The organism is Hyphomonas sp., from assembly GCF_046313735.1.
GTDB lineage: Bacteria > Pseudomonadota > Alphaproteobacteria > Caulobacterales > Hyphomonadaceae > Hyphomonas.
On record NZ_JBKBXW010000005.1, the window covers coordinates 108,032 to 132,528 of the forward strand.

Consider the following 24,497-nt stretch of genomic DNA (forward strand, 5'->3'; position numbering starts at 1 on the left):
CGCTGGAATTCGCGCCAGAGGCGAGCCTGAACAGATAGCCGGATGGACAGGGGCGAACGAGCGCCTATCTGTGCGGCCAGATGAGGCTGAGGCAGGAAATACCGGGCATGGACAAAGCAGAGACCTACAGGCAGCTGAAGGCTGAAATCGACAGCGTTGTTGAGGGCGAAACCTCAGAAACTGCGCGCTATGCGACCGCCGCCTGCCTGCTGGCGCAGGCTTTCAAGCCGCGCTTCTTCTGGACCGGATTCTATATCGTTGATCCGATGAAAGACGCAGAACTTGTCGTCGGCCCTTATCAAGGCACGCTGGGTTGCCTGCGCATTCCCTTCGGAAAGGGCGTCTGCGGCCATGTGGCAGCGACGCGCGAGGCGATCATCGTGCCGGATGTGCACGAATTTCCCGGTCATATTGCGTGTGATGCGGCGTCCAATTCCGAGATCGTTGTCCCGGTATTCCATGCAGATGGCCGGCTGGCTGCGGTGCTCGACGTCGATTCAACCGACTACGACGCCTTCGATACCGAGGACCTCACGGGCCTGACGGCGATCTGCGAGACGCTACTCACCGTCTGACGGCATATCAGCGGGCGGGGCCGGTTCGGACGCAGCTGGTTCTGGCGGCAGCGGTTGCGGGTCAGCTGCCGGGGCAGGCGGCGTGATTTCCGGTTCAGCCGTCGCTGGCGGTGCGCTCACCGGCTCGGACGCGCGCATCAGGACAGGTTCGGGTGTGGGTTGCGGCGCAGGCGCAGCAGGCTGCGAAGCTGGCACGGGTTCCGGCAGCGCCGGCATGACAGGCGGCCCAGCGAGAGTGGCGATGCGCTGCAGCAGCGTTTCTTCGAGGATGTCCAGCTTGCGGGCGCGCAGGCCCTCGATCACCCGGATGGAATGGTTGAGGTCGAGCCAGACATCGCGGTCGGGCGTGTGGGCCGGCCATTCCGGAACCCCGGGCCCGTTCGGATCGCCCGTGCGGGCAAAATTGGTCCAGTAGGCGATCATCGCCCGGGTCAGGTCGTCGTCTGCCGCCGTCGTGCGCAGGCCGCGCGGATGGCTGCCGAATACGAACGGGATCTCGGCCGCGTGGAAAGCGCCGATGGTCTGGCTTGGCGAGGGCGGGACGCGTGTGAAGTGGTACATGAATGTCGGCGCGCCTGCGGCCGCATTGCGCCGCCCGACAAAGCGCATGTGCACGCCAAACAGGTCATCGCCCAGCATGTCGACGGCGCCGCTGTCCCAGGTCTCCTCGGTATTCATCCCGTAAAGGGCCTGCAGCGCCTTGGCGGGATTGAGGCCGAACACCGAGGCCAGTGATTCTTCCCGCTCTGCAAGCGTGCCCGTCATGCCAGGACGCAGGATCGTCGGCGACTGGATCATGTCATAGAAGATCGTGCCTTCATCTGCATTGTACCCCGCAATCATCGGCACATGCGGCACCTGGCCATCGCGGAAGGCCGCACCAATCGGCCTCGGCAGCACGCGGCCATCGACCACCGGCAGGAAATAGCCGCTGAGATCGGCCCGGGCTTCGACACGCGAGAGAATGGCCTGCGCAGGGATGGCGCGCAGGTCGCTCGCCTTGGCAGCCGGCGGAGCCAGCGAAGACAGGAAATCGGCGCCGGCTTCCTCAGCGCTGCGGATGCCGGGGATAAGCGAGCGGCGCAGGTGCAGCGCGTTGTACGTGCTGGCCCCGCTTTGCAGGATCGCCTTGTGGAACAGCCCCTCCGATAGCGGGCTCGCCATCAACTCGGTGATGGATTGCGCGCCTGCGCTTTCGCCGAAGACGGTCACATTCGCCGGGTCGCCGCCAAACACGGCGATATTGTCCTGGATCCAGCCTAGGGCCGCGATCTGGTCCAGCAGGCCATAATTGCCCGAGGTGCCTGCCTCTTCTGTGAGTGCCGGGTGGGCGAGATAGCCGAACGGCCCGAGCCGGTAATTGATTGTCACCAGAAGCACGCCCTGCTCGACGAGGCCGTTCGCCTGATAGATGGCTTGCGAGCCAGAGCCATACTGATGCGCGCCGCCATGCAGCCATACCATGACGGGCTGCAGCTCCCGCCCGCCCAGATTGGCGGTGCGGATATTCAGGAACAGGCAGTCTTCGGCTTCCGGCGCCGCGGCCTGAAGCGACAGGACCGTGCGCGCCGCAAAGCGCTCGAACCAGGAATTGCCGCTGCCCTCCAGGATGCCGTCGATGAAGCGTGCGGCACGGCCCCGGTTCTGCAGGCATTCAGGCCCGAAATTGCGCGCATCGCGCGAAATCGCGCCCCATTGGGGCGGGGCGGCCGGCGGGCTCCAGCGGCGCGCAGACGCATAGGGCAGGCCATTGAATTGCAGGATATCGGGATTGTCGCGGTCGCGCCCGCCAATGACGACGCCCTGATGAATCCGCACCGGCTCCGACATCTCCATCGGCGGCGGCGGTTTGCGGAAACTGTACCAGCCCCAGGCGGCAACGCCAGCCAGCAGGAAGAAGAGAACTATACTCAATCGGCGCATGGCCGGACCCCGTTATTGCTGCAGCCAGCTCTACACAAGGCTTACTTCAAAGTCATGAAAAACCCCTACACAGCAGGCAATTTGAGCGCGTCGAGTGTCCTGAGGGTCGCGGACACGAACTCCGCAGTCGGCTCTATCCCGCATGACAGGCGGATAAAGCCCTCGGGAACGGGGTCGCCCCAGCGGATCCGGCACTCGGCGCTGGCATGAACCCCGCCGAAACTGGTGGCCGGAGTCAACTGCGGGTGGGTGCCGATGAATCGCTCGGCGAGGTCGCGGCTCGGCAGGCAGAAGCTGACAATCGGGCCATAGCCCGTCATCTGCTGCCGGGCGATCTTGTGGGCCGGATCAGAGGGAAGCCCGGGATAGCGAAGGCCCGTCACCCCCTGACAGGCCCAGAGCGCGTGCGCCAGCGCGAGAGCATTGGCGTTCGCCCGCGCAATCCGCAGTTCCACCGTCGCCAGCCCCCGGTGCAGCAGGAAGGCATCAAACGGGCTGACAATGGCGCCGGCCAGCCTGCGCCAGCTGACAATGGGCGCGATCAGGTCCGGATTGCGGCAGGCGACATGACCCGCCAGCACATCGGAATGGCCGGCCATCGCTTTGGTGTCGGCCATGACCGAGAAGTCCGCCCCGATATCCAGCGGGCGCTGGCAGAGCGGGGTTGCCGTCGTGTTGTCGACGGCGAGCAGGGCGCCTGCGGCCCGCGCATTCCGCGACAGCCGTTCCACATCACACACTTCAAGGCCGGGATTGGAGGGGGTCTCCGCCAGCACCATCTTGATGCCGGACAGGTTCGCCTCCGCCATCCTTGCCGTCGGGCAGGCGAGGATCTTGATGCCCAGCGGCGCAAAATGCGTCTCCAGCAGCGCGCGGGCATTATAATAGCCGTCGGCATGGACCAGCACCCGGTCGCCCGGGCGCAGATGGGCGTAGAAAAGCGCTGCGATGGCCGCCATGCCGGACGGGAAGAGCACCACCTGCGCATCCTCGAACAGGCCGATCCCGTCCTCGGTCTCCTCGACCGTCGGATTGCCATACCGCCCGTATACATGCGGCACATCCGGATCCCCCGGCAGCCGGAACGTGGTCGACGCCACGATCGGCAGGCTGACCGGATCCCCCTTCCGCCGCCGCGCTCCCCGCCGATGCAGAAAGCTCGTAATCCGCGACTGTACCATGGTGTGATCTCCGAAATGCGTTACTCGTGAGCGAAGCAGGTCCGGCGCGGTCGTTTGTCTGCAGGGGTGCGTCCTCTGCCGCTACTTAGCGTCCAAACCGGGCATCTGGCCAGATCGCGGCGCACGATCTGCCTGCATCTGGTTGATTTTACATGTTCCGGACCTTCTGTTAGCCGGGAGAGCTAAGACCAGACAGGAGCCATCATGCAGTCGAACCGGCAGGCCGGGGCGCCGGCGCGCCGCAGCGCATTCACACGTTTCCTCGACGGGGTCGAATGGCTGGGCAACCTGTTGCCCCATCCGGTGACGCTGTTTGCGATCCTGGCGGTGGGCATCGTGCTGCTCTCCGGGCTGTTCGGATGGATGGGGCTGGCGGTCGAAGACCCACGCCCGGCGGGCACGCGGGGTGTGGCCGAGGACGGCATGATCCGAGCAGTCAGCCTTCTGAACGGCGACGGCGTGCGGCGCATCTTCACGAGCCTGGTGACGAATTTCACGAGCTTTGCGCCGCTGGGCGTTGTGCTGGTGGCCATGATCGGTGTGGGCGTTGCAGAACGCTCGGGACTCCTGTCTGCGGCCGTGCGCTCGATGGTTCTGTCGGCGCCCCGGCATCTGGTGACGGTGGCGATCGTGTTTGCGGGCATTGTCTCGAACACGGCCTCGGAGGTTGGATATGTTGTGCTGATCCCGCTGGCCGGCGCGATATTCTATGCGCTCGGGCGCCATCCGCTGGCGGGGATGGCAGCGGCGTTTGCCGGCGTCTCCGGCGGCTACAGCGCGAACCTCCTGATCGGCACGATTGACCCGTTGCTCGCCGGCATCACCCAGGAAGCGGCCCGGCTGATTGATCCGGATTATGTCGTGCTCGCGACCTCCAACTGGTATTTCATGGCCGCCTCGACCTTCCTCGTCACGCTGATCGGGTCGCTGGTGTCGATCTTCATCGTCGAGCCGAAGCTCGGCCCTTACGATCCGTCACGCGCAGACCCGACCGTGCTCGATGAGCGCATGATGGAGCCGCTGAAAGACGAGGAAAAGAAAGGCCTCGGCTGGGCCGGCCTCGCAATCCTCGGCGTCATCGGCCTGATGGCCCTGACGCTCGTGCCGGAATGGGGCGTGCTGCGGAACCCTGAGTCCGGTGACCGGATCGATTCGCCCTTCTTCGGCGGGTTCGTCGTGTGGATCCTGATCTTCTTCGTGGTCGCGGGCTATGCCTATGGGCGCGCGGTCGGGACCATGAAGACCGACCGGGACGTGATCGATGCGATGGCTGCGGCGCTCGCTTCGCTCGGGCTCTACATCCTGCTCGTCTTCTTTGCGGCGCAGTTCGTCGCCTTCTTCAACTGGACCAATCTCGGCGCGATCACGGCGGTGATGGGCGCGGAATTCCTCGAAGAGTCGGGGCTTACAGGGCCGGTCGTGTTCTTTGTCTTCATCCTGATGTGCGCGGTCATCAATCTCTCGCTCGGCTCGGCTTCGGCGCAATGGGCGGTGACGGCGCCGATCTTCGTGCCGATGCTGATGCTGGTGGGCTATTCGCCCGAAGTGATCCAGGCGGCCTACCGGATCGGCGACTCCTCGACCAACATCATCACGCCGATGATGAGCTATTTCGGCCTGATCCTCGCCTGGGCGACGCGGTATGACCGCAATCTCGGCGTCGGCACCCTGATCGCGATGATGCTGCCCTACTCGATCTTCTTCCTGCTGTTCTGGTCGATCTTCTTCTCCATCTGGACCTTCGTGCTCGGCTTCCCCGTCGGCCCCGGAGCACCGACCTACTACGAGGTCGGCGCAGCTGGCTGAGGGCTGCTGTACCCGACATTGCAGGCAGGCAGGAGCGGCATTGGCGGCTTGCGTCCGCGCAATTGATCGCAGAGTGTGGTGCAGGCCGGGACGGTAACTTAGGGTGGTGGTGATGATCAGAGTTCGGGTTAGCCTTGGCTGGCAATCGCCAGGGGCTGCGTTCGGCAGGGTCCGCAGCCTGTCGAACGGCTTGGCAGGGCTATTGCTGACGGCTGTTTTCGTGTCGTTGGCAACGCCCCCCGCCCAGGCTGATCCGAGCGGGGGCCTTGAGCGGGTTTATTTCCTCGAAAACTGCAACGCTATTCGCAACGACCTGTTTCAGCGGCGGGCATCCGGACAAGCGGACCTGGATGAGCAGGGAAACTTCGAATGGTATGAAATCATGCCTTTCCAGCATTGCGGGCGAGTGCGCCGCCTTCTTCAGGCTGCTGCCGAGGCAGGGATACAGGACAAGATCGAGTTCTGGCAGGGTACCGAGACCATCAGCCATGAAGTGCTCCGCAGCCTGCCGCAGGGCAAGTCGCTCTCTCTGCCAATCCTTCGGATCGTCTTTCCGGAAAACGTCTTCTTCGATACAGACCGCTATCAGCCCCGCGCGGAAGTGTGGCCGGTTCTGAGCGTGATCGCCGACAGCATGATGAGAGAACCGGACCACATCGCCCTCTTCGTGGCGGGTCATGCGGATTATCGGGGCAGCCGTCAGTATAATGAGGCCCTCTCCCGGCGCCGGGCCCGTTCGGGGCTCGCATCGGTGACATCGCTGGGCGTGGAACGCGGTGAGATGTATACGGTCGCCTTCGGGGAAGACCTGCCCATCAACCCCAGCCTTGATGTCAACGAGATCGGGGTGAACCGGCGGCTTGAGTTCCTGATCTCGCCGGTGGCTGAAGTCGCGATCGAATGGATCAGCCGGCAAAGCCCGGAGCTGCCATGCATTGGCCAGAATGACCGCGAACTCGGTAACTGCCCCGATATCGACCGGCCAACCCGTACTGTCGTCCGCGCTGAACGGATCAGTACGAATGTTGTTTTGCCGGGCGATGGGGTGGTTCTACCGGTTTCCCCGGATCGCACCAGGGTTGATACATCCCCCGATAGGGCTTCTGCACAGATACAGCGGGACGAAGAAGTCGTGATCATCGACCGGGCAGGGGAAATAGTTGTCGTAAGGTTGCCGGTCGAAGAAATTGTGGTTGTCGATTACGGGCGTGACAGATACTGAAAAACTCTATTAGAAGGGGTGGTGTGGTGGTTGCTGGCAGTTGAAGCTGTGCGGCTTTTTGCAGGGGCAATCGGGGTTTCATGAGCATCGAAGACTTCAATCGCATCCGGGAAGTGGATGAGTATGCCAGCATCGACCTTTCGACAGGATCGGAAGCCTATCAGGCGTTGATGAACAGTGTCTCTGCCGAGGCTGGAGAGACGAGAATATCCCTATCGGGCGACCGGGAAGAGCACCCTGGTTACAATATGACCAGCAGCATGATCGGCTGGTATAACAGGTTTGTGGGGCCTGCACGCCGCAACGCGATCGCGGCGCTGAACGCTCATGCGCAGGAGATTGAACTGACGCGAGGCGCGCAGGGCGAATGAGTTGACCTGAAAATCGGCAATGAGGAAAGGTCGAGAGACCTGCGACGCATCACGGCGCTGACGAATTTCCGGACCGCGCACGGCCAGATAATCGGTGAAGTCGATCAGATTTCACAACGATACGAGCATATAAGGGCGCAGGAAGGGGGCCGGGATGCCACTGTGCCCGGCCACATACAGCTGCTCGCAATGCATGTGGTGATCTTCCTCGTCGAAGCGCTGATGAACTTCGAAAGCCTTCGGCAATCCCCGATCATCCGATCCGATCTGATGGCGGCGGCTTCAATGATCGGCATCGGCCTTTTTATTCTCGGAGCGTATCACTTCGTCGGGACGTTCATTAAGGGGTTCTATTATTACACGCAGCCCGCGAACCGTATGCGGGCCCTTGAAGGGTGGCCAAGGTTTGGTCTGGGCGTACTTGCGCTTTTGATTGCCCTGGGAATCGTCGCTACGGCGCGCTATTATTACATCCTCCCGGAAATCATCGTTGCCACGGAACTTGGACTGCCTCCCCCGAACCTCTTCGTAGCCGTGGGTTCGCTGATCCTTGGCAACGTGGGCTGTTTCGTCGTCGGGGTGATCGGCACCTTCGCGCTCAACGATTCCAATCCGGAATATCAGAAAGTCGCGATCAAGCGCGAAAAGCTGATGAAAAAATATGACTCGCTGTACAAGCGCGAAGTCGGCCGCGAACTCAGAGTCGCTGATGATCGGTTTACGCAGGAGCGCGACGCCGCCGAAGGCCGGCGGAGCCAAATGATCGGCAAGCCCGGCTATGATGTCTTCCAGCGCGAAGCAGCCCGGCTTCTGGCTACCGATGAAAAAGTTGTCGCGGTATTGAGAACTTATCGGGATGCACTCGCACAGCAGATCCGCAATGCCGGCACACGGACCCGCTTCTACAAGCCTGAGTTCGAGAATGTCATTTCCGGACAGAAAATTGAGGTGCCGTCTGCCGAACTCTCGACGCTGCCGCTTAGGCTTTACCTGCGCGGCTGAGAACGTGCGTGTCGGTGTGCATGCATCCAGTAATGTCAATGGGGTGGGATGAGAATGTCTGGCAGGAACATCGAACGAAGCGTGGTCTTTTCAATTGCGCTCAGCGGGATGCTGTTTCTCGGCGCATGTCCGGATTCTGGCAGTTCCCAGCGCTCGCCCGGCAGCCCGGCGGGCGTGCAGCGGCTAGATGATTTCTGCCGGATTGCCGGCCTTGACGAACGCACGCGTCACACCGTCGTCGTGGTCGACGAGCATATCCTGACCGGCATCGAGGAATCGAGGGACATGCCGCTGAAGAACGGCGCCGTGCAACAAAGGCTGCGCGACTATATCAGCACGGACGTCGCCGTTCCGGGCGGCGTGATCGAGCCGCGGGAGCGCGTGTCCGTAAATCTGGCACCGATTGACGGAGCGCCCGCGAAGCTGATGTTCACCGGCTGCGTTCCGGGGGTTTCCTCTGCCGAGCGGACCGGGATTTCGGAGAACAGGCTTGAAGTCTTCGCTGGTGGCGGGCTCCGGCAACAGATCGAGGAAGGTGAGAACCGCTATCGCACCTTGACGACGCTGACCCTGTCTGGCGCGGCCCGGGCGACCACGCATGATGGCTCGGCGGTTCGAAAGCCTGCTGCCGAGGTACCGGTACTGAAAAGCCTGGCGGATGTGGCGCTTGCCAACCGGTCGCTGAACAGCGTGGTGCGCTATGTGATCATCGCTGATCTCTCTCAGGCGTCGCTTGGCGGGATCACCGACATCGAATCGGCCCGCAAGGCGGGGTTCGAGGCAGGCCTTGCCTCCGGTTACAATTTTCATGGATCGGATATCCTCATCGCCGCAACGCCGGGGTCCAACGAACCTCTGAAGCAGTTTTATGATGCGATGCTGCTCGCAGCGAATGGACGCTTGATCTATTGGGGCGATGGCCGGCCCACACAGTCTGCCCTCGCTCCGGTTTCGATCCAGCGGTTCAGCGGAGTGGTAAAGATCCCCGATCACCGCGACTCCAGCCGGTTTGACGAGCTACCGCTGAACATCCGCCTCGCCTGGGACACCAATGGCGATCTGACACAATCCTTCGTGCAGACCCGCGGGCGGGTCGAACGGATCGTGCCGATCACGGGCCGGGTGCTTTGTGACCGGGATGTCTGCCGTGTCCGGTCCGATGATGGCGGATTTGCTCAGGCTTGGTCGGTCAAGCCCGGCGGGTCTCCGGAATTCACCGGAGACATGCCTTTCGGGGGCGCAAGGGATATCGAGCTGACCATCGAGGGAGAAACCGTAACCGGCGCGATCTCCGACAGCGTCATGCGGCTCAATAATGGCGAGGTCGCCAGTGTTGAAGTTGTGGGCCAGCTTCAGCCTGAGGCTGTTTTCTGAAACACCCGGAATTCGAGTTGAAACTGACGGCGAAATTGCAACCAAGGGAGACAATGGGGATGCGGTCGATCATGGGGACGAAAATTGCAGTTGCAGGCCTCTCAGCAGCCTTGCTGCTGAGTGGATGCGCCACAACCGGAGGTGGCACACAGAGGCTTGAGACGCCGAGTGAGCGCCTCGTTCAGTGCCTTGCTGCTGCCGCTGTTGGAGCGGGCTTGGGCGCTATCATTGGGAATAACACCGGAAGCGGCAATGCTTCTCGAGGGGCAACCCAGGGCGCAGTTGCGGCCACCGTCCTTTGTGCGGTCTGGCAGGCGTTTGACAGCAATCAGGACCGGGCTCGTGTCCGTGACGCCCAGATGGCTGCGCTGCGTACCGGTCAGCCACAGATGGTCAGTTATTCGGATCCGGGCTCAACCCGGACAAAGACGATCCAGGTCTCGGATGTCACACAGGTCAGCAATCCGCTGGCAGGCCCGGCTGACTCCGAGCGGCTATGCTACACGATGAAGACGACGCTCAGCGTGAGCGACTCGAACCGGAATGAGGTGCTGAACCCCACCTATTGTGATGACGGTCAGGGCGGCTTCGAGCAGGTCCGCTGATCGCAACTGAGGACAGTCCTCGTGATCCGTTACCGCTGGCTGGCTGCGCCGAAGAAGCTCCGCCAGCGTTTGCGCGGGGCGCGAGATGCGGCTGCGATGGCGTGCCTCGCCGCGATTGCGGCATGCAGTTCGGCCGGCGAGGCGATCTGGGTCACGCCAGATGGTGACATCATCCGGGTAGCGGGCGACGGTGCCCTGCCGTCCGAATTCATGGAGCGCTGGCAGGCGCAGGCGGGCGAACAATCCGCCGGGCAAGCGCCTCAAGGCGCGCAAGGTGGCGCATTTGCGTTCGATGTTCCGCCGGCTGACACGTGCTGGGCGGCCGATGATCAGGTTATCGACTGGCTGTCCCCGGATACGATCTTTTATTGCGGCGTCATTTCCCGGCCGGGTGTCGAACGGTTTATCGAAGCTGTACGAGGGCAGGCGGCTGCGCGCCCGGTCCGACTGGTCATCGCCAGTGCGGGTGGCCCAAAGGAATGGCCGCTGGAAATGGCACGGTTTCTTCAGCAGGCGCAATTCTCCGAAATCGTGGTGGCCGGGCCCTGCTTTTCGGGCTGCGCGCACTTTGTTTTCCCTGCGATAGATGGTCGGTTCCTGAATCCGGCGGCACAACTCGGGCTTCACAATACTGCGAGCTCGATCGTCCGGATCCTGGAGCGGCGCGGCAGTGAGCATCTCGAGAATCCGGTGAACGAGCCATTGCGAAGGCGCGCCGCGCATGAGCATGAATTCCTCAGCCAGTCAGGTATTACCCTGCCGGAATCCTTCCTGACAGATCCGCAGGCTATGCTCGGTACGAAGTGCATGATTCCGCTTCGCGTGGATACGACAGGCGAGCAGATTTACGGGTATGAGTCTGCCTTTGTGCTCTGGTCACCGGATGATGCCCAGTGGCATGCTTGGGGCATCGGGTTCATGCGGTTTGGTACTTCGCCGGGGCAGCCTCCCACAAATCCCGCCGCCCTCGGTATCGCCATGAATGCCGAACCATTGAGCCGCGATACTGTCCGGACCTTCTGGCGGCGGCCGCTGCCGCATTGCGAGCATGCAGACGAAAGCCGGGCCCCGCAGAACGATCCGCCCGCTTGAATCCATGGCAGCGCTGTATACGCTCCTCCGGAAGACGAGGGTAAGCGAGGCAGAGGCCCATGACGGCAATCAAATCTGACAAGACTCTGCAGCGAAGGGCCGAGGCAGTCATCCCCGGCGGGATGTACGGCCACCAGTCGGCGCGGTTGATGCCGGAAGGGTATCCGCAATTCTTCGAGCGGGCGGAGGGAGCGCATATCTGGGACGCAGATGGCCGGCGCTATCTGGATTTCATGTGCGGGTATGGCCCGAACCTGTTTGGCTATGCGCATCCGGGCGTTGATGACGCCTACATCGCGCAGCTCCGCCGGGGCGACACGATGACCGGGCCGTCCGGGCTGATGGTGGACCTCGCCGAGGACATGACGCGCATGGTGAGCCATGCCGATTGGGCGATGTTCTGCAAGAACGGCACGGATGCGACCACGATGGCGATGATGGTCGCCCGCAGCCATACGCGCAAAGCGAAGATCATCCTCGCCAAGGGCGCCTATCATGGCGCGGCGCCCTGGTGCACCCCGGTGCGCCGGGGCACCACGCAGGGCGACCGGGCCGATCAGCTGTTCTGCACGTATAACGATGTCGAAAGCCTCGACTCGGCGGCGCGCGAGGCGGGCGGCGAGCTCGCGGCGATCTTTGCTGCGCCGTTCCGGCATGACACGTTTGTGGACCAGAGCGAGCCGGACCTCGCCTATGCCAAACGTGCCCGAGAAATCTGCGACGAGACGGGTGCACTGCTGATTGTCGATGATGTGCGCGCGGGCTTCCGGCTGGCGCGCGATTGTAGCTGGTCGCGGATCGGGATTGAGCCGGATCTCTCCTGCTGGGGCAAGGCCATCGCCAATGGCCATCCGATTTCGGCTTTGCTGGGGTCGGACAAGGCCCGAGCGGCTGCGTCTGCGATCTATGTGACGGGTTCGTTCTGGTTCTCGGCGGCGCCAATGGCGGCGGCGCTGGCGACGCTGAAGCTGATCCTGGAGACCGATTACCTCGAACATACCCAGCGCCTGGGCGCGCAGCTCCGGACAGGGCTGGACGCAGCTGCAGCGCGGCATGGCTTTGGCCTCCGGCAAACCGGGCCGGTCCAGATGCCGCTGATCCTGTTTGAAGACGATCCCGGCCTGGGCAAGGGCTATGCGTGGGGCGCAGCGCTGGCGCAGCGGGGCGTCTACGTCCACCCCTGGCACAACATGTTCCTGTGCGCGGCGATGACCGAGGCGGATATAAAATTCGCAGTGGATGCAGCAGATGCCGCCTTCGCCGAGATGCGGCGCAACACCGACTGGCCAGCCCCGGCGGCTCTTGTCGCGGCGGGTATGGTGAAGGCAGGGTGAGCTACAGGATTGTCGCTTTGTGCCGTGTGCTGAAAGAGTGAGCCTATAGCTCGATGTCTGAAAATCAATTTGATCTATAGCAGCCCATGGGTCATTCGTGGCGGACTGATTCACCTGCAGCCATGAATGGGAGATACCATGGATAACGAAGCCAAGTGCCCGGTAATGCACGGGGCTGGTAGCGCCGCCAATTCCAAGGTGCCGAACAACGCCACCTGGTGGCCGAACCAGCTCAACCTGAAGATCCTGCACCAGCATTCGGCCCTGTCGAACCCGCTCGGACCGGATTTCAACTATCCTGAAGAATTCAAGAAGCTCGACTATGCGGCCCTGAAGCAGGACCTGACCGCCCTGATGACCGACAGCCAGGACTGGTGGCCGGCCGACTGGGGCCATTATGGCGGCCTTTTCATCCGCATGGCCTGGCACAGCGCCGGCACTTATCGCGTCGGCGATGGCCGCGGCGGCGCAGGCGCCGGGCAGCAGCGTTTTGCACCGCTGAACAGCTGGCCGGACAATGGCAACCTCGACAAGGCCCGCCGCCTGCTGTGGCCGATCAAGCAGAAATACGGCAACAAGATTTCCTGGGCCGACCTGATGATCCTGGCCGGCAACGTCGCCCTCGAATCGATGGGCTTCAAGACCTATGGCTTCGCCGGCGGCCGCACTGACACGTGGGAACCGGAAGAGGATGTCTACTGGGGCTCCGAGACCGAATGGCTCGCGACCAGCGATATGGCCAACAGCCGCTATTCGGGTGACCGCGACCTCGAGAACCCGCTCGCCGCCGTGCAGATGGGCCTCATCTACGTCAACCCGCAGGGCCCGGACGGCAATCCCGATCCGGTCGCGTCTGGCCGCGATGTCCGCGAGACCTTCGCCCGCATGGCGATGAATGACGAAGAGACCGTCGCGCTCGTCGCCGGCGGCCACACCTTCGGCAAGGCGCATGGCGCGGGCGATGCAGCCCTCGTTGGCCCGGACCCGGAAGGCGCGCCGATCGAAGCGCAGGGCTTCGGCTGGATGAGCACGCATGGCTCCGGCAAGGCCGGTGACACCATCACCTCCGGTATCGAAGGCGCTTGGAAGCCCAATCCTACGAAGTGGGATAATGGCTATTTCGACATGCTGTTCGGCTATGAGTGGGAACTCGTGAAGAGCCCCGCCGGTGCGCACCAGTGGCGCGCGAAGGATGTGCGTCCCGAGCACATGATCCCGGACGCGCATGATCCGTCGAAGAAGCATGCCCCGATGATGACCACCGCGGACCTGTCGCTGCGGTTTGACCCGATCTATGAGCCGATCTCGCGCAAGTTCCACCAGAACCCGGACCTGTTTGCCGAGGCGTTTGCCAAGGCATGGTTCAAGCTGACGCACCGCGATATGGGCCCGAAGGCGCTCTATTTTGGCCCGGAAGTGCCGAAGGAAGACCTGATCTGGCAAGACCCGATCCCGGCCGTTGATCATGACCTGATCGATGCGAAGGACATCGCAGACCTGAAGGCGAAAATCCTCGCCAGCGGCGTCTCGATCTCCGATCTCGTGAAGACTGCCTGGGCGTCGGCTTCAACCTTCCGCGGCTCCGACAAACGCGGCGGTGCTAATGGCGCCCGCATTCGCCTGGCTCCGCAGAAGGACTGGGAAGTCAACGAACCGGCAAAGCTTGCCAGCGTCCTTTCCGCGCTCGAAGGCGTGCAGAAGGCCTTCAACGGCGCACAGAGCGGCGGAAAGAAAGTCTCGCTGGCAGACCTGATCGTGCTCGGCGGCTGCGCAGCTGTTGAGGCAGCGGCGAAGAAGGCCGGCGTCGATGTGACGGTGCCCTTCACCCCGGGCCGGACCGATGCCTCGCAGGATCAGACAGACGTCAACTCCTTCGAAGCGCTCGAGCCGACCGGCGACGGCTTCCGCAACTACATTCGCAAGGCGATCGAACGTCCGGCGGAAGAGATGCTGGTCGACCGCGCCCAGCTGCTGACGCTGTCTGCTCCGGAAATGACGGTGCTCGTCGGCGGCCTGCGGGCCCTCGGCGCCACCTATGGCGACGCGAAGCACGGCGTGTTCACCAGCCGTCCGGAGACGCTGACCAACGACTTCTTCGTCAACCTGCTCGACATGAACACCGCCTGGGCCCCGGCCTCGGCAGGTGTCTATGAGGGCAAGGACCGCAAGACGGGCGAAGTGAAGTGGACCGCCACCCGCGCCGACCTCGTCTTCGGCTCGAACTCCCAGCTGCGCGCGCTCGCCGAGGTGTATGCCCAGAGCGACAACCAGCAGAAGTTCGTGAACGACTTCGTCGCCGCCTGGACGAAGGTGATGAACCTCGACCGGTTCGACCTCTCGGTTACGCCTGCGAAGGTCAGGGCGCACGCCTGATCTGACGGCCTGAAACTCCCTTGAAGGGCGGCGCTCCACCGGGGCGCCGCCCTTTTCGATTCTGTGGCCGCCCGGGCGAGGGTTCGCGCGAGGGCAGCATTGCGCGCGCTGGCGCCAGCTGGAACATTGCACCCCAGACGCACAGTCCAGAGGAGAATGGCGCATGGCGATCAAGACGCGGTTTACCGAAGCCTTCGGCGTGGAGCACCCGATTGCGCAGGGCGGTATGCAATGGGTGGGCAAGGCTGAACTGGTGGCAGCGGTGGCCAATGCCGGCGCGCTCGGCTTCCTGACCGCGCTGACCCAGCCGACGCCGGAAGAACTCGCCAGGGAAATCCAGCGCACCAAGGACCTGACCGACAAGCCCTTCGGCGTGAACTTGACGATCCTGCCGGCCATCAAGCCGCCGCCTTATGCGGAGTATCGCGACGCGATCATCCAGGGCGGCATCAAGGTGGTAGAAACCGCCGGCTACAAGCCGCAGGAACATGTCGATCACTTCAAACAGCACGGCATAAAGATCATCCACAAATGCACCGCCGTGCGCCATGCACTGTCAGCCGAGCGGATGGGCGTCGATGCGATCTCGATTGATGGGTTCGAATGCGCGGGCCATCCGGGCGAGGATGACATCCCGAACCTCATCCTTATCCCGGCAGCGGCTAACAAGGTGAAGATCCCGATGCTGGCGTCAGGTGGCTTCGCCGATGCGCGCGGGCTCGTCGCGGCCATCGCGCTCGGCGCGGACGGCGTGAACATGGGCACGCGCTTCTGCGTCACGAAAGAGGCGCCGATCCATGAGAACTTCAAGACCCAGATGGTCGCCAATGATGAGCGCCAGACCGACCTCATCTTCCGCACGCTGCACAACACCGCGCGCGTGATGCGCAACAAGGTGAGTTCCGAAGTCGTCGAGATCGAGCGCCGGGGCGGAGCGAAGTTCGAGGATGTGATGCACCTTGTCGCCGGTGTGCGGGGCCGCAAGGCAATGGAAGAGGGCGACACCGATGGCGGCATCTGGTCGGCCGGTCCTGTGCAGGGCCTGATCGACGACATCCCGACCGTCAAGGAACTGGTTGACCGGATCATCTCAGAGGCTGAGGACATCATCCGCCAGCGCCTCAACGGGGTCCTGTCCTGATCGGCACACCGGGGAACCGGCCCTGAGAGCGCTGGGCCAGAAACCTGTAGCAAAGTGGGCGGCGGCCAACTGGCTGGCCGCCCTCAGCTTGTCCGGGGCCATGCCGCCATCTGCCCAGCTGCGCGGCGCCGGGCCGGGCTGGCGGGCAGTCTGCGCGTGAGCGCTCATCATTTTTCACCCCCAGCCGGTTTGCGCGCTTGATCCTGAACGACTCCCGGGGCTATGCCGCTGCGTAAAGGCAGACCGCGGGGCGCAGGACATCATGGCAAGACACCGGATCATCGAGCCGAGCCTGGCAGCGGCAGGAGAGTATCTGCGCGGCGAGGCTGAAAAGATTGCCGACAATCCCCTGACGAATTCCGTTTTCGCCCTGGCGCAGGCCGTCTTCCAGGATCTTGAGTCCGGCCAGACAAGTGTGGAGGATATCGCCGGGCTGATCGACGAAACCCACATCCTGCTCGTCGAACAGCGCGCCGCCCGCCTGCGCGAGCGCCATGCGCAGGCAAAGCCCGACCACGCCTGGGCCCCGGTGCGGGCGCAGCTCGAGACACTGGCGGGCCACGGGTTCGACGCCTATGCGCGTGAGGCCGCCCGCCCGCGCGGCGGCATTGTGTTCACCGCGCACCCGACCTTTTCGCTCTCCCCGCAACTGCGCGCGGCCATCGCGGCGCAGGCTGTCCGCCCGGGCAAGCGGGCCCGCACGGCGCTGGAGGCGGCGATCCGCACCGATGCGCGCAGCTGGAACAGCAACATCACGCTGGCAGCCGAGCATGAAGAGGCGCAGGCCGCGCTCCATCATGCCGCTGCGGCGCAGCGCCAGTATGCGGCGATGGTCCTTGATGTGGCGCGCCGGCATTTCCCGGCGGACTGGCGGCGCCTGAAACCGGAGCTTCCCTCGATTGCCAGCTGGGTTGGGTATGACCTCGATGGCCGGACCGATATTCACTGGTCACAATCGCTGGCTTTCCGCCTCTCCGAGAAGGCGGCGCAGCTTGGGCGCTATCACCGGCAGGTTCAGGACATCATCGAAACATATCCGGGTACGGAGGGACTCGCGCCTCTTTCAGACCGGCTTGAATATGCCGCCGCCGAAAGCGCGCTGCAGGCCGCAATTTTCTGCGGAAACCTGCAGGATCCGGAAACGCTGGTACAGGCGGCGAACCGTCTGACGGCGGATAGTCCGGCAAGACTGACGGATGCAGCAGAGATTATCCGTGTGCTGGAAGATGTGCTGGCAACTGCCGGCGAGGATGATGCGCTGGCACAGGCGCTCATCGTGCTGCGGGCGCAGGTCGAAAGCCTTCAGCTGGGCACTGCGCGCATTCACCTGCGCGTGAATGCGGCCCAGATTGCTGCCGTGATCAGCCGGGAACTCGATCTCGACAGCGATGAGCGAAGCCTCGGCCGCCTTGCCCTCGCCGAACTCGCCCGCCTCGCGAGCACGCCGGAGCCGGTGCGCGTGAATTTTGCCGACTTGTTCCTCGAACAATCCACCGCGCGGCGCCAGTTCATGCTCTGTGCACAGATCCTCAAACACATTGATGCCGGCGCGCCGATCCGTTTCCTGATTGCCGAGAGCGAGAATCCGGCAACCGTGATGGCCGCGCTCTATCTGGCACGCCATTACGGCGTTGCCCGCAAGCTGGACATCTCGCCCCTGTTCGAAACACCCGAAGCGCTGGAAACCGGCGGCCGGTTCATCGAACGCCTTCTGGATGAGCCGGAATTCGAGCTTTATGTCCGGCGGCGGGGGTATCTCTCGATCCAGCTCGGATTCTCAGACTCCGGACGGTTCATCGGTCAGGTCGCCGGCAATATGGCGATCGAGCGGATCCACAACCTGATCCTCAGGGCTTTGGCGGCCAAGGTTCCGGAGGCGGGCCTCCTGATCTTCAATACGCATGGGGAATCCTTCGGGCGGGGCGCCTGGCCCGGCAGTTTCGCTCAGCGTTATGACCATCTGCTGACGCCATGGACACGCACGAATGCCGCGCAGCGCGGCATCCCGATCCTGCATGAATCGAGCTTCCAGGGCGGGGACGGATATCTCCACTTTGCCACCGAAGAACTCGCCAGCTCGTCGCTCGCGCACTGGTGCCAGCATGCCCTCTCGGCGCCTCCGGAGACGGCCCTGAGCGATCCCTTCTACACGCGGACCGACCTTGTCTGGGACTTCTATCGCAGCCTCCGCGCCTGGCACGAACGCTTCTTCTCCAACCCTGACTATGGCCGCCTGCTGACGGAATTTGCGCCGGGCTTTGTGGTCACCGCCGGCTCGCGCCAGACGCGCCGGCCTTCAGGCCCATCGGGCCCTCGGGCGCTGCGCGCGATTTCGCACAATGCCGAACTCCAGCAGCTCGGCATTCCGGCGAACACGGCCTCCGGTATCGGCTCTTCGCTGCAGCGCGAGACCGACCGGATCATCAGCCTGATCAATACCAGTCCGAGGATGCGCAGCCTGGTCCAGCTGGCCTGGCGCGCCCGGCTCCTGACCAGCCTGCCTGTGCTGCGCGCTTATGCGCAGATCTATAATCCCGATGTCTGGATCGCGCATGCACGGGCCTCGTCTCCGGATGAGGCGGCCGCCTACCGGTCCGTCTACGGTGTATTGCGCGATGGCGAAACTGCCCTGTCGGTCAACCGGACGGCAAACCTTCTGTCCACGGACCTTGACCGGTTCGACAGACTCCTCGCGCGGCTGGATGATGCCCCCTCCACCGCCGCCCGGCATGAGGACCGGCTGACGGTGCACGTGCTGCACGGCCTGCGCCAGGCCTTGATGATGCGCGCTTTCGCGCTGGCCGGACGGCTGCCGAACATCTCCGAGCGCCATGATACGAGCCTGCGGGACATCATCCGTCTTGTGACCGGTTTGCGCATTGGTGACTGCATTGCGCTCCTCTCCCGGATCTTTCCGAGGTCGCAGGACCGGGGCCTGCTCCTTTCCTCGATCGAGGAGCCGGGCGCGGCTTCCGAAGCCGGGGAGTATGGCTATGACGAACTGCACCGGGCGATCATAGAACCCCTCGGCGAGATCGACCGCCTGCTGCACAGGATCAGCCTCGCCCTGAACCATCCGTATGACGCATTCGGATGAATTTCCAGCGGAAGCAGCGTTGTGCTTCGCGCTCAGGTGGCATCAGAAGCAGGTGCAAGAGTAAGTGCGCAGGGGTGTGACCGCTCCCTCCATCGGGCGGCGTGTTGCACTTTAGCCACTTTCATAAAAGTCCGATATTTGTGTTACCGAACTGTCTTGGAACGGACGTAGAGGCGCCGAAGGGAGGCTGCGCCAGACGTGTGCGCAGCCCGTTTTGAGAGGGGTGTCTCATGTCCAGGTTCAATTCAGTTTCGTTGCTGGCGCTGTCCGGCATGATGGTTGCGGGCCTCACAGCCCTGCCAGCCGACGCGCAGGAAGTCCTGCGCGGCCGTATTGTCGATGGCGCGGGCTCGCCGCTGCCGGGTGCCCGGGTCAATGCCGTCGAGGCAGGAACCGACACTTCGACCAACCGTCAGGGCGAGTTCTCGTTCTCCTCTGTGCCGGCCGGCGACCTGACCCTCGAAGTGGACTATCTGGGCTTCCCCAATGCCCGCCGCATCGTTACGGTGACGGCTGGCACGGTGAACAATATCGTGGTGACGCTCGGCGAAGACGATCAGGCGCTTGAGCGCGTAGTGGTGCGCGGCGCCATCCTTGACGGGACAGCCCGCGCCCTCAACCAGCAACGCACGAATGATGCAACCACAAACATCGTTTCTGCCGATGCAATTGGCCGGTTCCCCGACCAGAACATCGCAGAGGCGCTGCAGCGCGTGCCGGGCTTCGGCATTGCCCGCGACCAAGGCGAAGGCCGCTTCATCAACCTGCGTGGTGCCCCCAGCGAATTCACTGCAATCAGCGTCAACGGTGCAGCAATCGCCTCTCCGGACGCGACCACCCGGGCCGTCGATCTCGACACGATCCCTTCGGATGTCGTGAATGCCATCGAAGTCTCGAAAACGCTGCTGCCCTTCCAGGACGCTGACTCGATCGCCGGATCGGTAAACCTTGTCACCCGCTCGCCCTTCGATAAGCGCGGATTTCGCGTGAATTTCAGCGGCGGCGGCAGCTTTAACGAGATCGGCGACACGAATGATTACCGCGCGTCTGCCGTTGTCTCGAACACGTTCGGTTCGAACGAACAGTTCGGCGCGCTGTTTTCGGTCAGCCATTCGTTCACGGATCGCCAAGTCGACAACCTCGAATCCAACTGGGATGTGCGGGAAGTCAACGGCCAGGATGTCTTCTTTGTCGATGAAATCGTCTTCAAGGACTACGATACGCGTCGCACCCGGACAGCCCTTACCGCTGCTCTCGAGTACCGGCCGGACGATCGGTCGCAATACTTCCTGCGCGGCAACTGGTCGCGTTTCGAGGATGATGAGTACCGCAACCTGCTGCTGCTTGACCTTGCTGCCGGCGGCTCGAACGCGCTGCAACCGGGTTTCACGAACAGCGCAGGCACCTGGACGAACACCCGGATCGAGAAAGAGTTGCGCCACCGAACGGTGCGCAACACGATCTGGAACCTGCAGGCCGGCGGCCGGCACGATCTCGGCGCAACCCGGTTTGATTATCAGCTTTCCTATAACGAGTCTGAACAGACCTATCCGCAGCGTGACCAGCTGCTGCTGCGGTCCAGCCAGCGCCCGACGATCTCTTACGACTACGCAAATCCGGATGAGCCCTCGATCAGCCTGTTCCAGACCAATGAACACCTCAACGCATCGGCATTCGCTTTCCGCCGCCTTGACCAGCGCTTCGAGGAGAACATCACTACTGAATGGGCTGCCCGCGCCAATGTCGAGCTTGATGGAGCCCTGTTCGGCAACTCAGCCGAACACAAATTCGGCGCTGCTATCCGGATGCGTGAAACCGAGCGGGACGATGAGCGGTGGCGCAGCCCGACCACAGCAGCGTTTGCACCCTCATCAACGGTCGCCCAGCTGCTGACCGGCGGGCCTTCGAAGAATTTCGGCTATAATCTCGGGACAAAAATCAACGAAGGTCTGGCCGATCATTACTTCGACTCGATGGACGGTGTTGTGAAGAACAACCCTGTCTACATCCGACCGGCCCAGTCGGTGGCAAGCGATTATTCTGTCGAAGAAAACATCTACGCCGTCTATGGAATGACGCGGGTTTCGCTCGACAAGACCGATGTGATCGCTGGCCTGCGAGTTGAGCACACAGAGTTCAGTTCAACAGCTTTCAGGCTGAACACAACGACAAATACGGCGACGCCGGTCGCAAACTCGCGCGACTATACCAACTGGTTCCCGAACCTCACCGCCCGGCATGAGTTCAACGACAACCTGATCGGCCGTCTTGCGCTTACGCGGGCAATTGCCCGTCCAAACTATCCGGACGTTGTCGCCCGGATCAGCGTTGGCGATACGCCGCCGCTCACGGTCAACCGGGGCAACCCCAACCTGCGCCCGACAATCTCGAACAATGTTGATGCGGGCGTCGAATACTACTTCGCGGGCGTTGGTCTGCTTGCGGCGAATGCCTTCTACAAGGATCTCGAAAATTACGAGTTCACCCTGCGAACGGGCGATCAGGTCTTCGAGGGACAGCCGGCGACCTTCATCCAGGCAGAGAACGCACCCGACGGCTTCATCCGCGGTATCGAATTCACCTGGCAGCAGTCCTTCTCTTTCCTGCCGGGTTTCCTAGGCAACTTCGGTGTTTTCGCGAACGCCACCTTCACGGACTCCGAGATGAATGTGGGCCGGGATGTTGGTGGACGTTCAAAGTTCCCGCTGCAGGGCCAGTCGGATCAGGTATACAACGCTTCGGTGTTCTATGAGACCGAGCGGTTCAATGCCCGTCTGTCCTGGAATAATCGTTCAGACTATCTGGATGGCATCGATGCCGAAGACAGCCGCTTTGACCTCTACTGGGAAGGCCGTTCGCAGCTCGACTTCACGACGTCCTTCAAAGCCAACGACCAGATCGAGTATTTCCTCGAAGCCAAGAACCTGACGGATACAGAAGGCGTTCGCTACTTCGGCAGCCGCCAGCGCGTGTATGAGCGTGAGCGTTTTGGCTATACGGTGTTCGGCGGCGTCCGGGTCAACTTCTGATCCTGGCTTTGATTGGCCGGCCTGATTGGCCCGGCCCGCCGTAAATCATTCCGAACAAAATGGGGCTGGCCAGGGATGGCCAGCCCTTTTTCCATGCCTTCGGGCCACGTTGGCGCAATCAATTTTCCGTCTTCCAGTTGACACCGGTGGTCAACCAATAAAAGAAACATATGCTCTGTTAAATAAAATTGCAGCCCGGATGCCACCAATGTATCGCTGACTGCGGGGATGATGGTTGTGACTTCAAAGTCCGGCAAAGACCGGCGGAATGCATTTATTGATGAACCTCGAGGAACTGAACTGGGACACCCTGCGTGTCTTCCGTATCGTCGCTGAACTCTCCAGCATGAGTGCGGCGGCAACGCGCCTCAAGGAGTCGCCGCCGACCATCAGCCGCAAGATCGATGAGCTGGAAGCTGTGCTCGGCACACAGCTGTTCTTCCGCACGCGGCGCGGCGTCGAGCTGACAGAAGAAGGCAAGGTTGTCCTGCGCTTTGCGCACCAGATGGCCGAGGCGGCCAGCACCCTGCATGAAAAAGCCGCTGATCGCGGTTCGCCCGTTGAGGGCGCGATCACCTTCGCCACCGGCGACGGCATCGGGCCTTACTGGATTGCCCCGCGCATCGGCGAATTCCAGAAGGAAAACCCCCGCATCCAGGTACGCCTGATCGTCCGCGATGAGCTGCCGGACCTGCAATCCGGCGAAGCCGACATCGCGATCCAGTTTTCAGAGCCGCGCCATCACGATGTCATCGCCCACCGGCTCGGCGTGCAGCACTATATCGGCTTTGCCTCTCCGGACTATCTCGCCAGGAACTCCAAACCGGACAGCCTGTTCGAGTATTACAAACACCCCTGTCTGCTGCACAGCTCCTACGTCAACCAGGTCGAACGCTGGGCGCCGAAGGTGGCCGAGCTGAAGAAGATGATCGACTTTGCGTTCGTCTCGAATTCCGGCACGGCCCTGATCGAGGCCTGCGCCGCCGGGCGGGGCATTGCCATCCTGCCGTCCTTTGTGGCCGCACTCGATGCCCGCATCGTGCCGCTCGACCTGCCGGAGATCGCGCCGATCCAGTTCTGGATCACCTACACCGAAGAGTTCCGCCGCACCCGGCGCGGGCGCCTCTTCATTGAATGGGTGCGCCGGCTGTTCGAGCTGCCGGAGGCCGTCTGGTTCCGGGAAGAGTTCGTCCATCCGGGCGATCCGGAGCGCAAGGTGCACGCCTTTCCCGCCCCGAAAAGATAACCGCCGGGCCGGTTGACCCCGCGCCGCCATTGCGCGGTCTGCGTCGTCCCGTCTAAACTCCGCCGCAGGTTTCAGCGGCACAAGGCCAGGTCATGGGGGATTCACCCGCTCCGCGCGAGATGCGCCCGGCAACCATCATTGATGTCGCCCGGGAAGCCGGTGTGTCCTTCAAGACCGTCAGCCGTGTCCTGAACGGAGAGCCGAATGTCCGCGCCCCGACGCGGGAGCGTGTGCTGGAAGCTGCCGGCCGGCTCGGCTACCGCGCCAATCCCCATGCCCGAAGCCTCAGGGCAGGGCAGAGCCGGCTGATCGGCGTATTCTTTGGCCATCTCTCGCGCAACTATCTCAGCGAATTGCAGATCGGCGCGCTGGAAAAGGCGAATGCGGCCGGCTTCAGCATCGTCTTCGAGACGCTGAAACCGGGCTGGGAAGAGACCGGCCTGCCGCCAGGCCTCAGCGATCTTGCCGGCGCGGTCCTCGTGCCGCCGCTCTCGGAAGATGCCGCCCTGATGGCGCGCCTGACCGAAGCCGGCACACCCTTCGTGCGTCTCTCCCATACAGATGCGCCCGCCGAAGCTGGCAGGGTGAGCATGGATGACAGCGGCGCGGCCCTTGCCATGACGGAATACCTCATCGGCCTCGGCCATCGCCGCATCGGCTTCATCACGGGGCCGGCCAACCATCCCCAGGCACAGCTGCGCCAGTCAGGCTTCGAGGCAGGCCTTGCCGCGCACGGCCTTCAGGCTGAGCCCGGCCTGATCGTGCCCGGCGCATTCGACTTTGAATCCGGCCTCGCCGCCGCGCGCGCCCTGCTGGATCTTCCCAGCCCTCCCTCGGCCATCTTCGCCAGCAATGATGACATGGCCGCCGGCGTGCTCGCCGTCGCCTATCGCTCGCGTATCCGGGTTCCGGAGGAACTCTCGGTCGCGGGCTTTGATGATACGCCGCTCGCCACCACCGTCTCGCCGGTGCTGACCACAATCTACCAGCCAGGCCGCGAAATGGCGGCGCGCGCCGTGGGCATGTTGATCGACCGGCGCAGCGAGGATCGCGGCCGCCATATCGTGCTGCCGCACAGGCTTGTGGTGCGCGAATCGACCGCGCCCGCGCCGCGCTGACGCCCCCG

At 63.0% G+C, this 24,497-nt stretch carries 17 protein-coding genes; 15 read left to right on the forward strand and 2 right to left on the reverse strand.

Annotation, left to right across the window (positions count from 1 at the left end):
• Nucleotides 1-107 precede the first annotated feature (107 nt).
• Entirely contained in the window at nucleotides 108-575 is a 468-nt protein-coding gene (locus tag ACK4SV_RS04250; protein ID WP_409916560.1) for a GAF domain-containing protein, read from the forward strand.
• On the opposite strand, the gene ACK4SV_RS04255 is transcribed toward ACK4SV_RS04250, so the two are convergent.
• Nucleotides 561-2,489, reverse strand: coding sequence for a carboxylesterase/lipase family protein (locus ACK4SV_RS04255; RefSeq protein WP_409916561.1), 1,929 nt, complete (start codon nucleotides 2,487-2,489; stop codon nucleotides 561-563). The two genes, ACK4SV_RS04250 and ACK4SV_RS04255, sit on opposite strands and share 15 nt — an antisense overlap.
• Nucleotides 2,490-2,563: 74 nt before the next feature.
• Nucleotides 2,564-3,679 carry a cystathionine gamma-lyase gene (locus ACK4SV_RS04260; protein ID WP_409916562.1) on the reverse strand — a complete coding sequence of 372 codons (1,116 nt, stop codon included), beginning with the start codon at nucleotides 3,677-3,679 and terminating at the stop codon, nucleotides 2,564-2,566.
• Between the two features lie 204 nt (nucleotides 3,680-3,883).
• Here ACK4SV_RS04260 and ACK4SV_RS04265 point away from each other — a divergent pair, with 204 nt between their 5' ends.
• The 14 genes from ACK4SV_RS04265 (at nucleotide 3,884) to ACK4SV_RS04330 (ending at nucleotide 24,489) form a co-directional block, all read left to right on the forward strand.
• The gene (locus ACK4SV_RS04265) at nucleotides 3,884-5,485 is read left to right on the forward strand and encodes an AbgT family transporter (protein WP_409916563.1); all 1,602 of its coding nucleotides are present in this window, start codon (nucleotides 3,884-3,886) and stop codon (nucleotides 5,483-5,485) included.
• Nucleotides 5,486-5,597: 112 nt separating this feature from the next.
• Complete coding sequence (locus ACK4SV_RS04270; RefSeq protein ID WP_409916583.1) at nucleotides 5,598-6,707, forward strand: OmpA family protein; 1,110 nt, start codon at nucleotides 5,598-5,600, stop codon at nucleotides 6,705-6,707.
• A gap of 80 nt (nucleotides 6,708-6,787) precedes the next feature.
• Nucleotides 6,788-7,078, forward strand: a complete 291-nt coding sequence (locus ACK4SV_RS04275; protein WP_409916564.1) for a hypothetical protein — start codon at nucleotides 6,788-6,790, stop codon at nucleotides 7,076-7,078.
• A 189-nt stretch (nucleotides 7,079-7,267) separates the two neighbouring features.
• Nucleotides 7,268-8,080, forward strand: coding sequence for a hypothetical protein (locus ACK4SV_RS04280; protein ID WP_409916565.1), 813 nt, complete (start codon nucleotides 7,268-7,270; stop codon nucleotides 8,078-8,080).
• Nucleotides 8,081-8,134: 54 nt separating this feature from the next.
• Nucleotides 8,135-9,454: a hypothetical protein gene (locus tag ACK4SV_RS04285; protein WP_409916566.1), complete on the forward strand. Its 1,320-nt coding sequence runs from the start codon at nucleotides 8,135-8,137 to the stop codon at nucleotides 9,452-9,454.
• A 359-nt stretch (nucleotides 9,455-9,813) separates the two neighbouring features.
• The gene (locus ACK4SV_RS04290) at nucleotides 9,814-10,059 is read left to right on the forward strand and encodes a hypothetical protein (protein ID WP_409916567.1); all 246 of its coding nucleotides are present in this window, start codon (nucleotides 9,814-9,816) and stop codon (nucleotides 10,057-10,059) included.
• 21 nt (nucleotides 10,060-10,080) lie between these two features.
• Nucleotides 10,081-11,151 (forward strand): hypothetical protein, encoded by a 1,071-nt coding sequence (locus ACK4SV_RS04295; protein ID WP_409916568.1) that lies wholly within the window; start codon nucleotides 10,081-10,083, stop codon nucleotides 11,149-11,151.
• A gap of 59 nt (nucleotides 11,152-11,210) precedes the next feature.
• Nucleotides 11,211-12,485 carry an aminotransferase class III-fold pyridoxal phosphate-dependent enzyme gene (locus ACK4SV_RS04300; protein WP_409916569.1) on the forward strand — a complete coding sequence of 425 codons (1,275 nt, stop codon included), beginning with the start codon at nucleotides 11,211-11,213 and terminating at the stop codon, nucleotides 12,483-12,485.
• A gap of 138 nt (nucleotides 12,486-12,623) precedes the next feature.
• Nucleotides 12,624-14,858 carry a catalase/peroxidase HPI gene (gene katG / locus ACK4SV_RS04305; RefSeq protein WP_409916570.1) on the forward strand — a complete coding sequence of 745 codons (2,235 nt, stop codon included), beginning with the start codon at nucleotides 12,624-12,626 and terminating at the stop codon, nucleotides 14,856-14,858.
• 163 nt (nucleotides 14,859-15,021) lie between these two features.
• Entirely contained in the window at nucleotides 15,022-15,999 is a 978-nt protein-coding gene (locus tag ACK4SV_RS04310; RefSeq protein WP_409916571.1) for an NAD(P)H-dependent flavin oxidoreductase, read from the forward strand.
• A gap of 262 nt (nucleotides 16,000-16,261) precedes the next feature.
• Nucleotides 16,262-19,096: a phosphoenolpyruvate carboxylase gene (locus ACK4SV_RS04315; RefSeq protein ID WP_409916572.1), complete on the forward strand. Its 2,835-nt coding sequence runs from the start codon at nucleotides 16,262-16,264 to the stop codon at nucleotides 19,094-19,096.
• A 230-nt stretch (nucleotides 19,097-19,326) separates the two neighbouring features.
• The gene (locus ACK4SV_RS04320) at nucleotides 19,327-22,125 is read left to right on the forward strand and encodes a TonB-dependent receptor (protein WP_409916573.1); all 2,799 of its coding nucleotides are present in this window, start codon (nucleotides 19,327-19,329) and stop codon (nucleotides 22,123-22,125) included.
• A 280-nt stretch (nucleotides 22,126-22,405) separates the two neighbouring features.
• Complete coding sequence (locus ACK4SV_RS04325; protein ID WP_409916574.1) at nucleotides 22,406-23,371, forward strand: LysR family transcriptional regulator; 966 nt, start codon at nucleotides 22,406-22,408, stop codon at nucleotides 23,369-23,371.
• Nucleotides 23,372-23,463: 92 nt separating this feature from the next.
• Nucleotides 23,464-24,489, forward strand: coding sequence for a LacI family DNA-binding transcriptional regulator (locus ACK4SV_RS04330; RefSeq protein ID WP_409916575.1), 1,026 nt, complete (start codon nucleotides 23,464-23,466; stop codon nucleotides 24,487-24,489).
• Nucleotides 24,490-24,497 lie beyond the last annotated feature (8 nt).

What these genes read in the sequence shown, in the direction of transcription:
- ACK4SV_RS04250 (WP_409916560.1), top strand. Translation starts at nt 108, where the DNA reads ATGGACAAAGCAGAGACCTACAGGCAGCTGAAGGCTGAAATCGACAGC.
- ACK4SV_RS04260 (WP_409916562.1), bottom strand. Translation starts at nt 3,679, where the DNA reads ATGGTACAGTCGCGGATTACGAGCTTTCTGCATCGGCGGGGAGCGCGG.
- ACK4SV_RS04265 (WP_409916563.1), top strand. Translation starts at nt 3,884, where the DNA reads ATGCAGTCGAACCGGCAGGCCGGGGCGCCGGCGCGCCGCAGCGCATTC.
- ACK4SV_RS04270 (WP_409916583.1), top strand. Translation starts at nt 5,598, where the DNA reads ATGATCAGAGTTCGGGTTAGCCTTGGCTGGCAATCGCCAGGGGCTGCG.
- ACK4SV_RS04275 (WP_409916564.1), top strand. Translation starts at nt 6,788, where the DNA reads ATGAGCATCGAAGACTTCAATCGCATCCGGGAAGTGGATGAGTATGCC.
- ACK4SV_RS04280 (WP_409916565.1), top strand. Translation starts at nt 7,268, where the DNA reads ATGCATGTGGTGATCTTCCTCGTCGAAGCGCTGATGAACTTCGAAAGC.
- ACK4SV_RS04285 (WP_409916566.1), top strand. Translation starts at nt 8,135, where the DNA reads ATGTCTGGCAGGAACATCGAACGAAGCGTGGTCTTTTCAATTGCGCTC.
- ACK4SV_RS04290 (WP_409916567.1), top strand. Translation starts at nt 9,814, where the DNA reads ATGGCTGCGCTGCGTACCGGTCAGCCACAGATGGTCAGTTATTCGGAT.
- ACK4SV_RS04300 (WP_409916569.1), top strand. Translation starts at nt 11,211, where the DNA reads ATGACGGCAATCAAATCTGACAAGACTCTGCAGCGAAGGGCCGAGGCA.
- katG (WP_409916570.1), top strand. Translation starts at nt 12,624, where the DNA reads ATGGATAACGAAGCCAAGTGCCCGGTAATGCACGGGGCTGGTAGCGCC.
- ACK4SV_RS04310 (WP_409916571.1), top strand. Translation starts at nt 15,022, where the DNA reads ATGGCGATCAAGACGCGGTTTACCGAAGCCTTCGGCGTGGAGCACCCG.
- ACK4SV_RS04315 (WP_409916572.1), top strand. Translation starts at nt 16,262, where the DNA reads ATGGCAAGACACCGGATCATCGAGCCGAGCCTGGCAGCGGCAGGAGAG.
- ACK4SV_RS04320 (WP_409916573.1), top strand. Translation starts at nt 19,327, where the DNA reads ATGTCCAGGTTCAATTCAGTTTCGTTGCTGGCGCTGTCCGGCATGATG.
- ACK4SV_RS04325 (WP_409916574.1), top strand. Translation starts at nt 22,406, where the DNA reads ATGAACCTCGAGGAACTGAACTGGGACACCCTGCGTGTCTTCCGTATC.
- ACK4SV_RS04330 (WP_409916575.1), top strand. Translation starts at nt 23,464, where the DNA reads ATGGGGGATTCACCCGCTCCGCGCGAGATGCGCCCGGCAACCATCATT.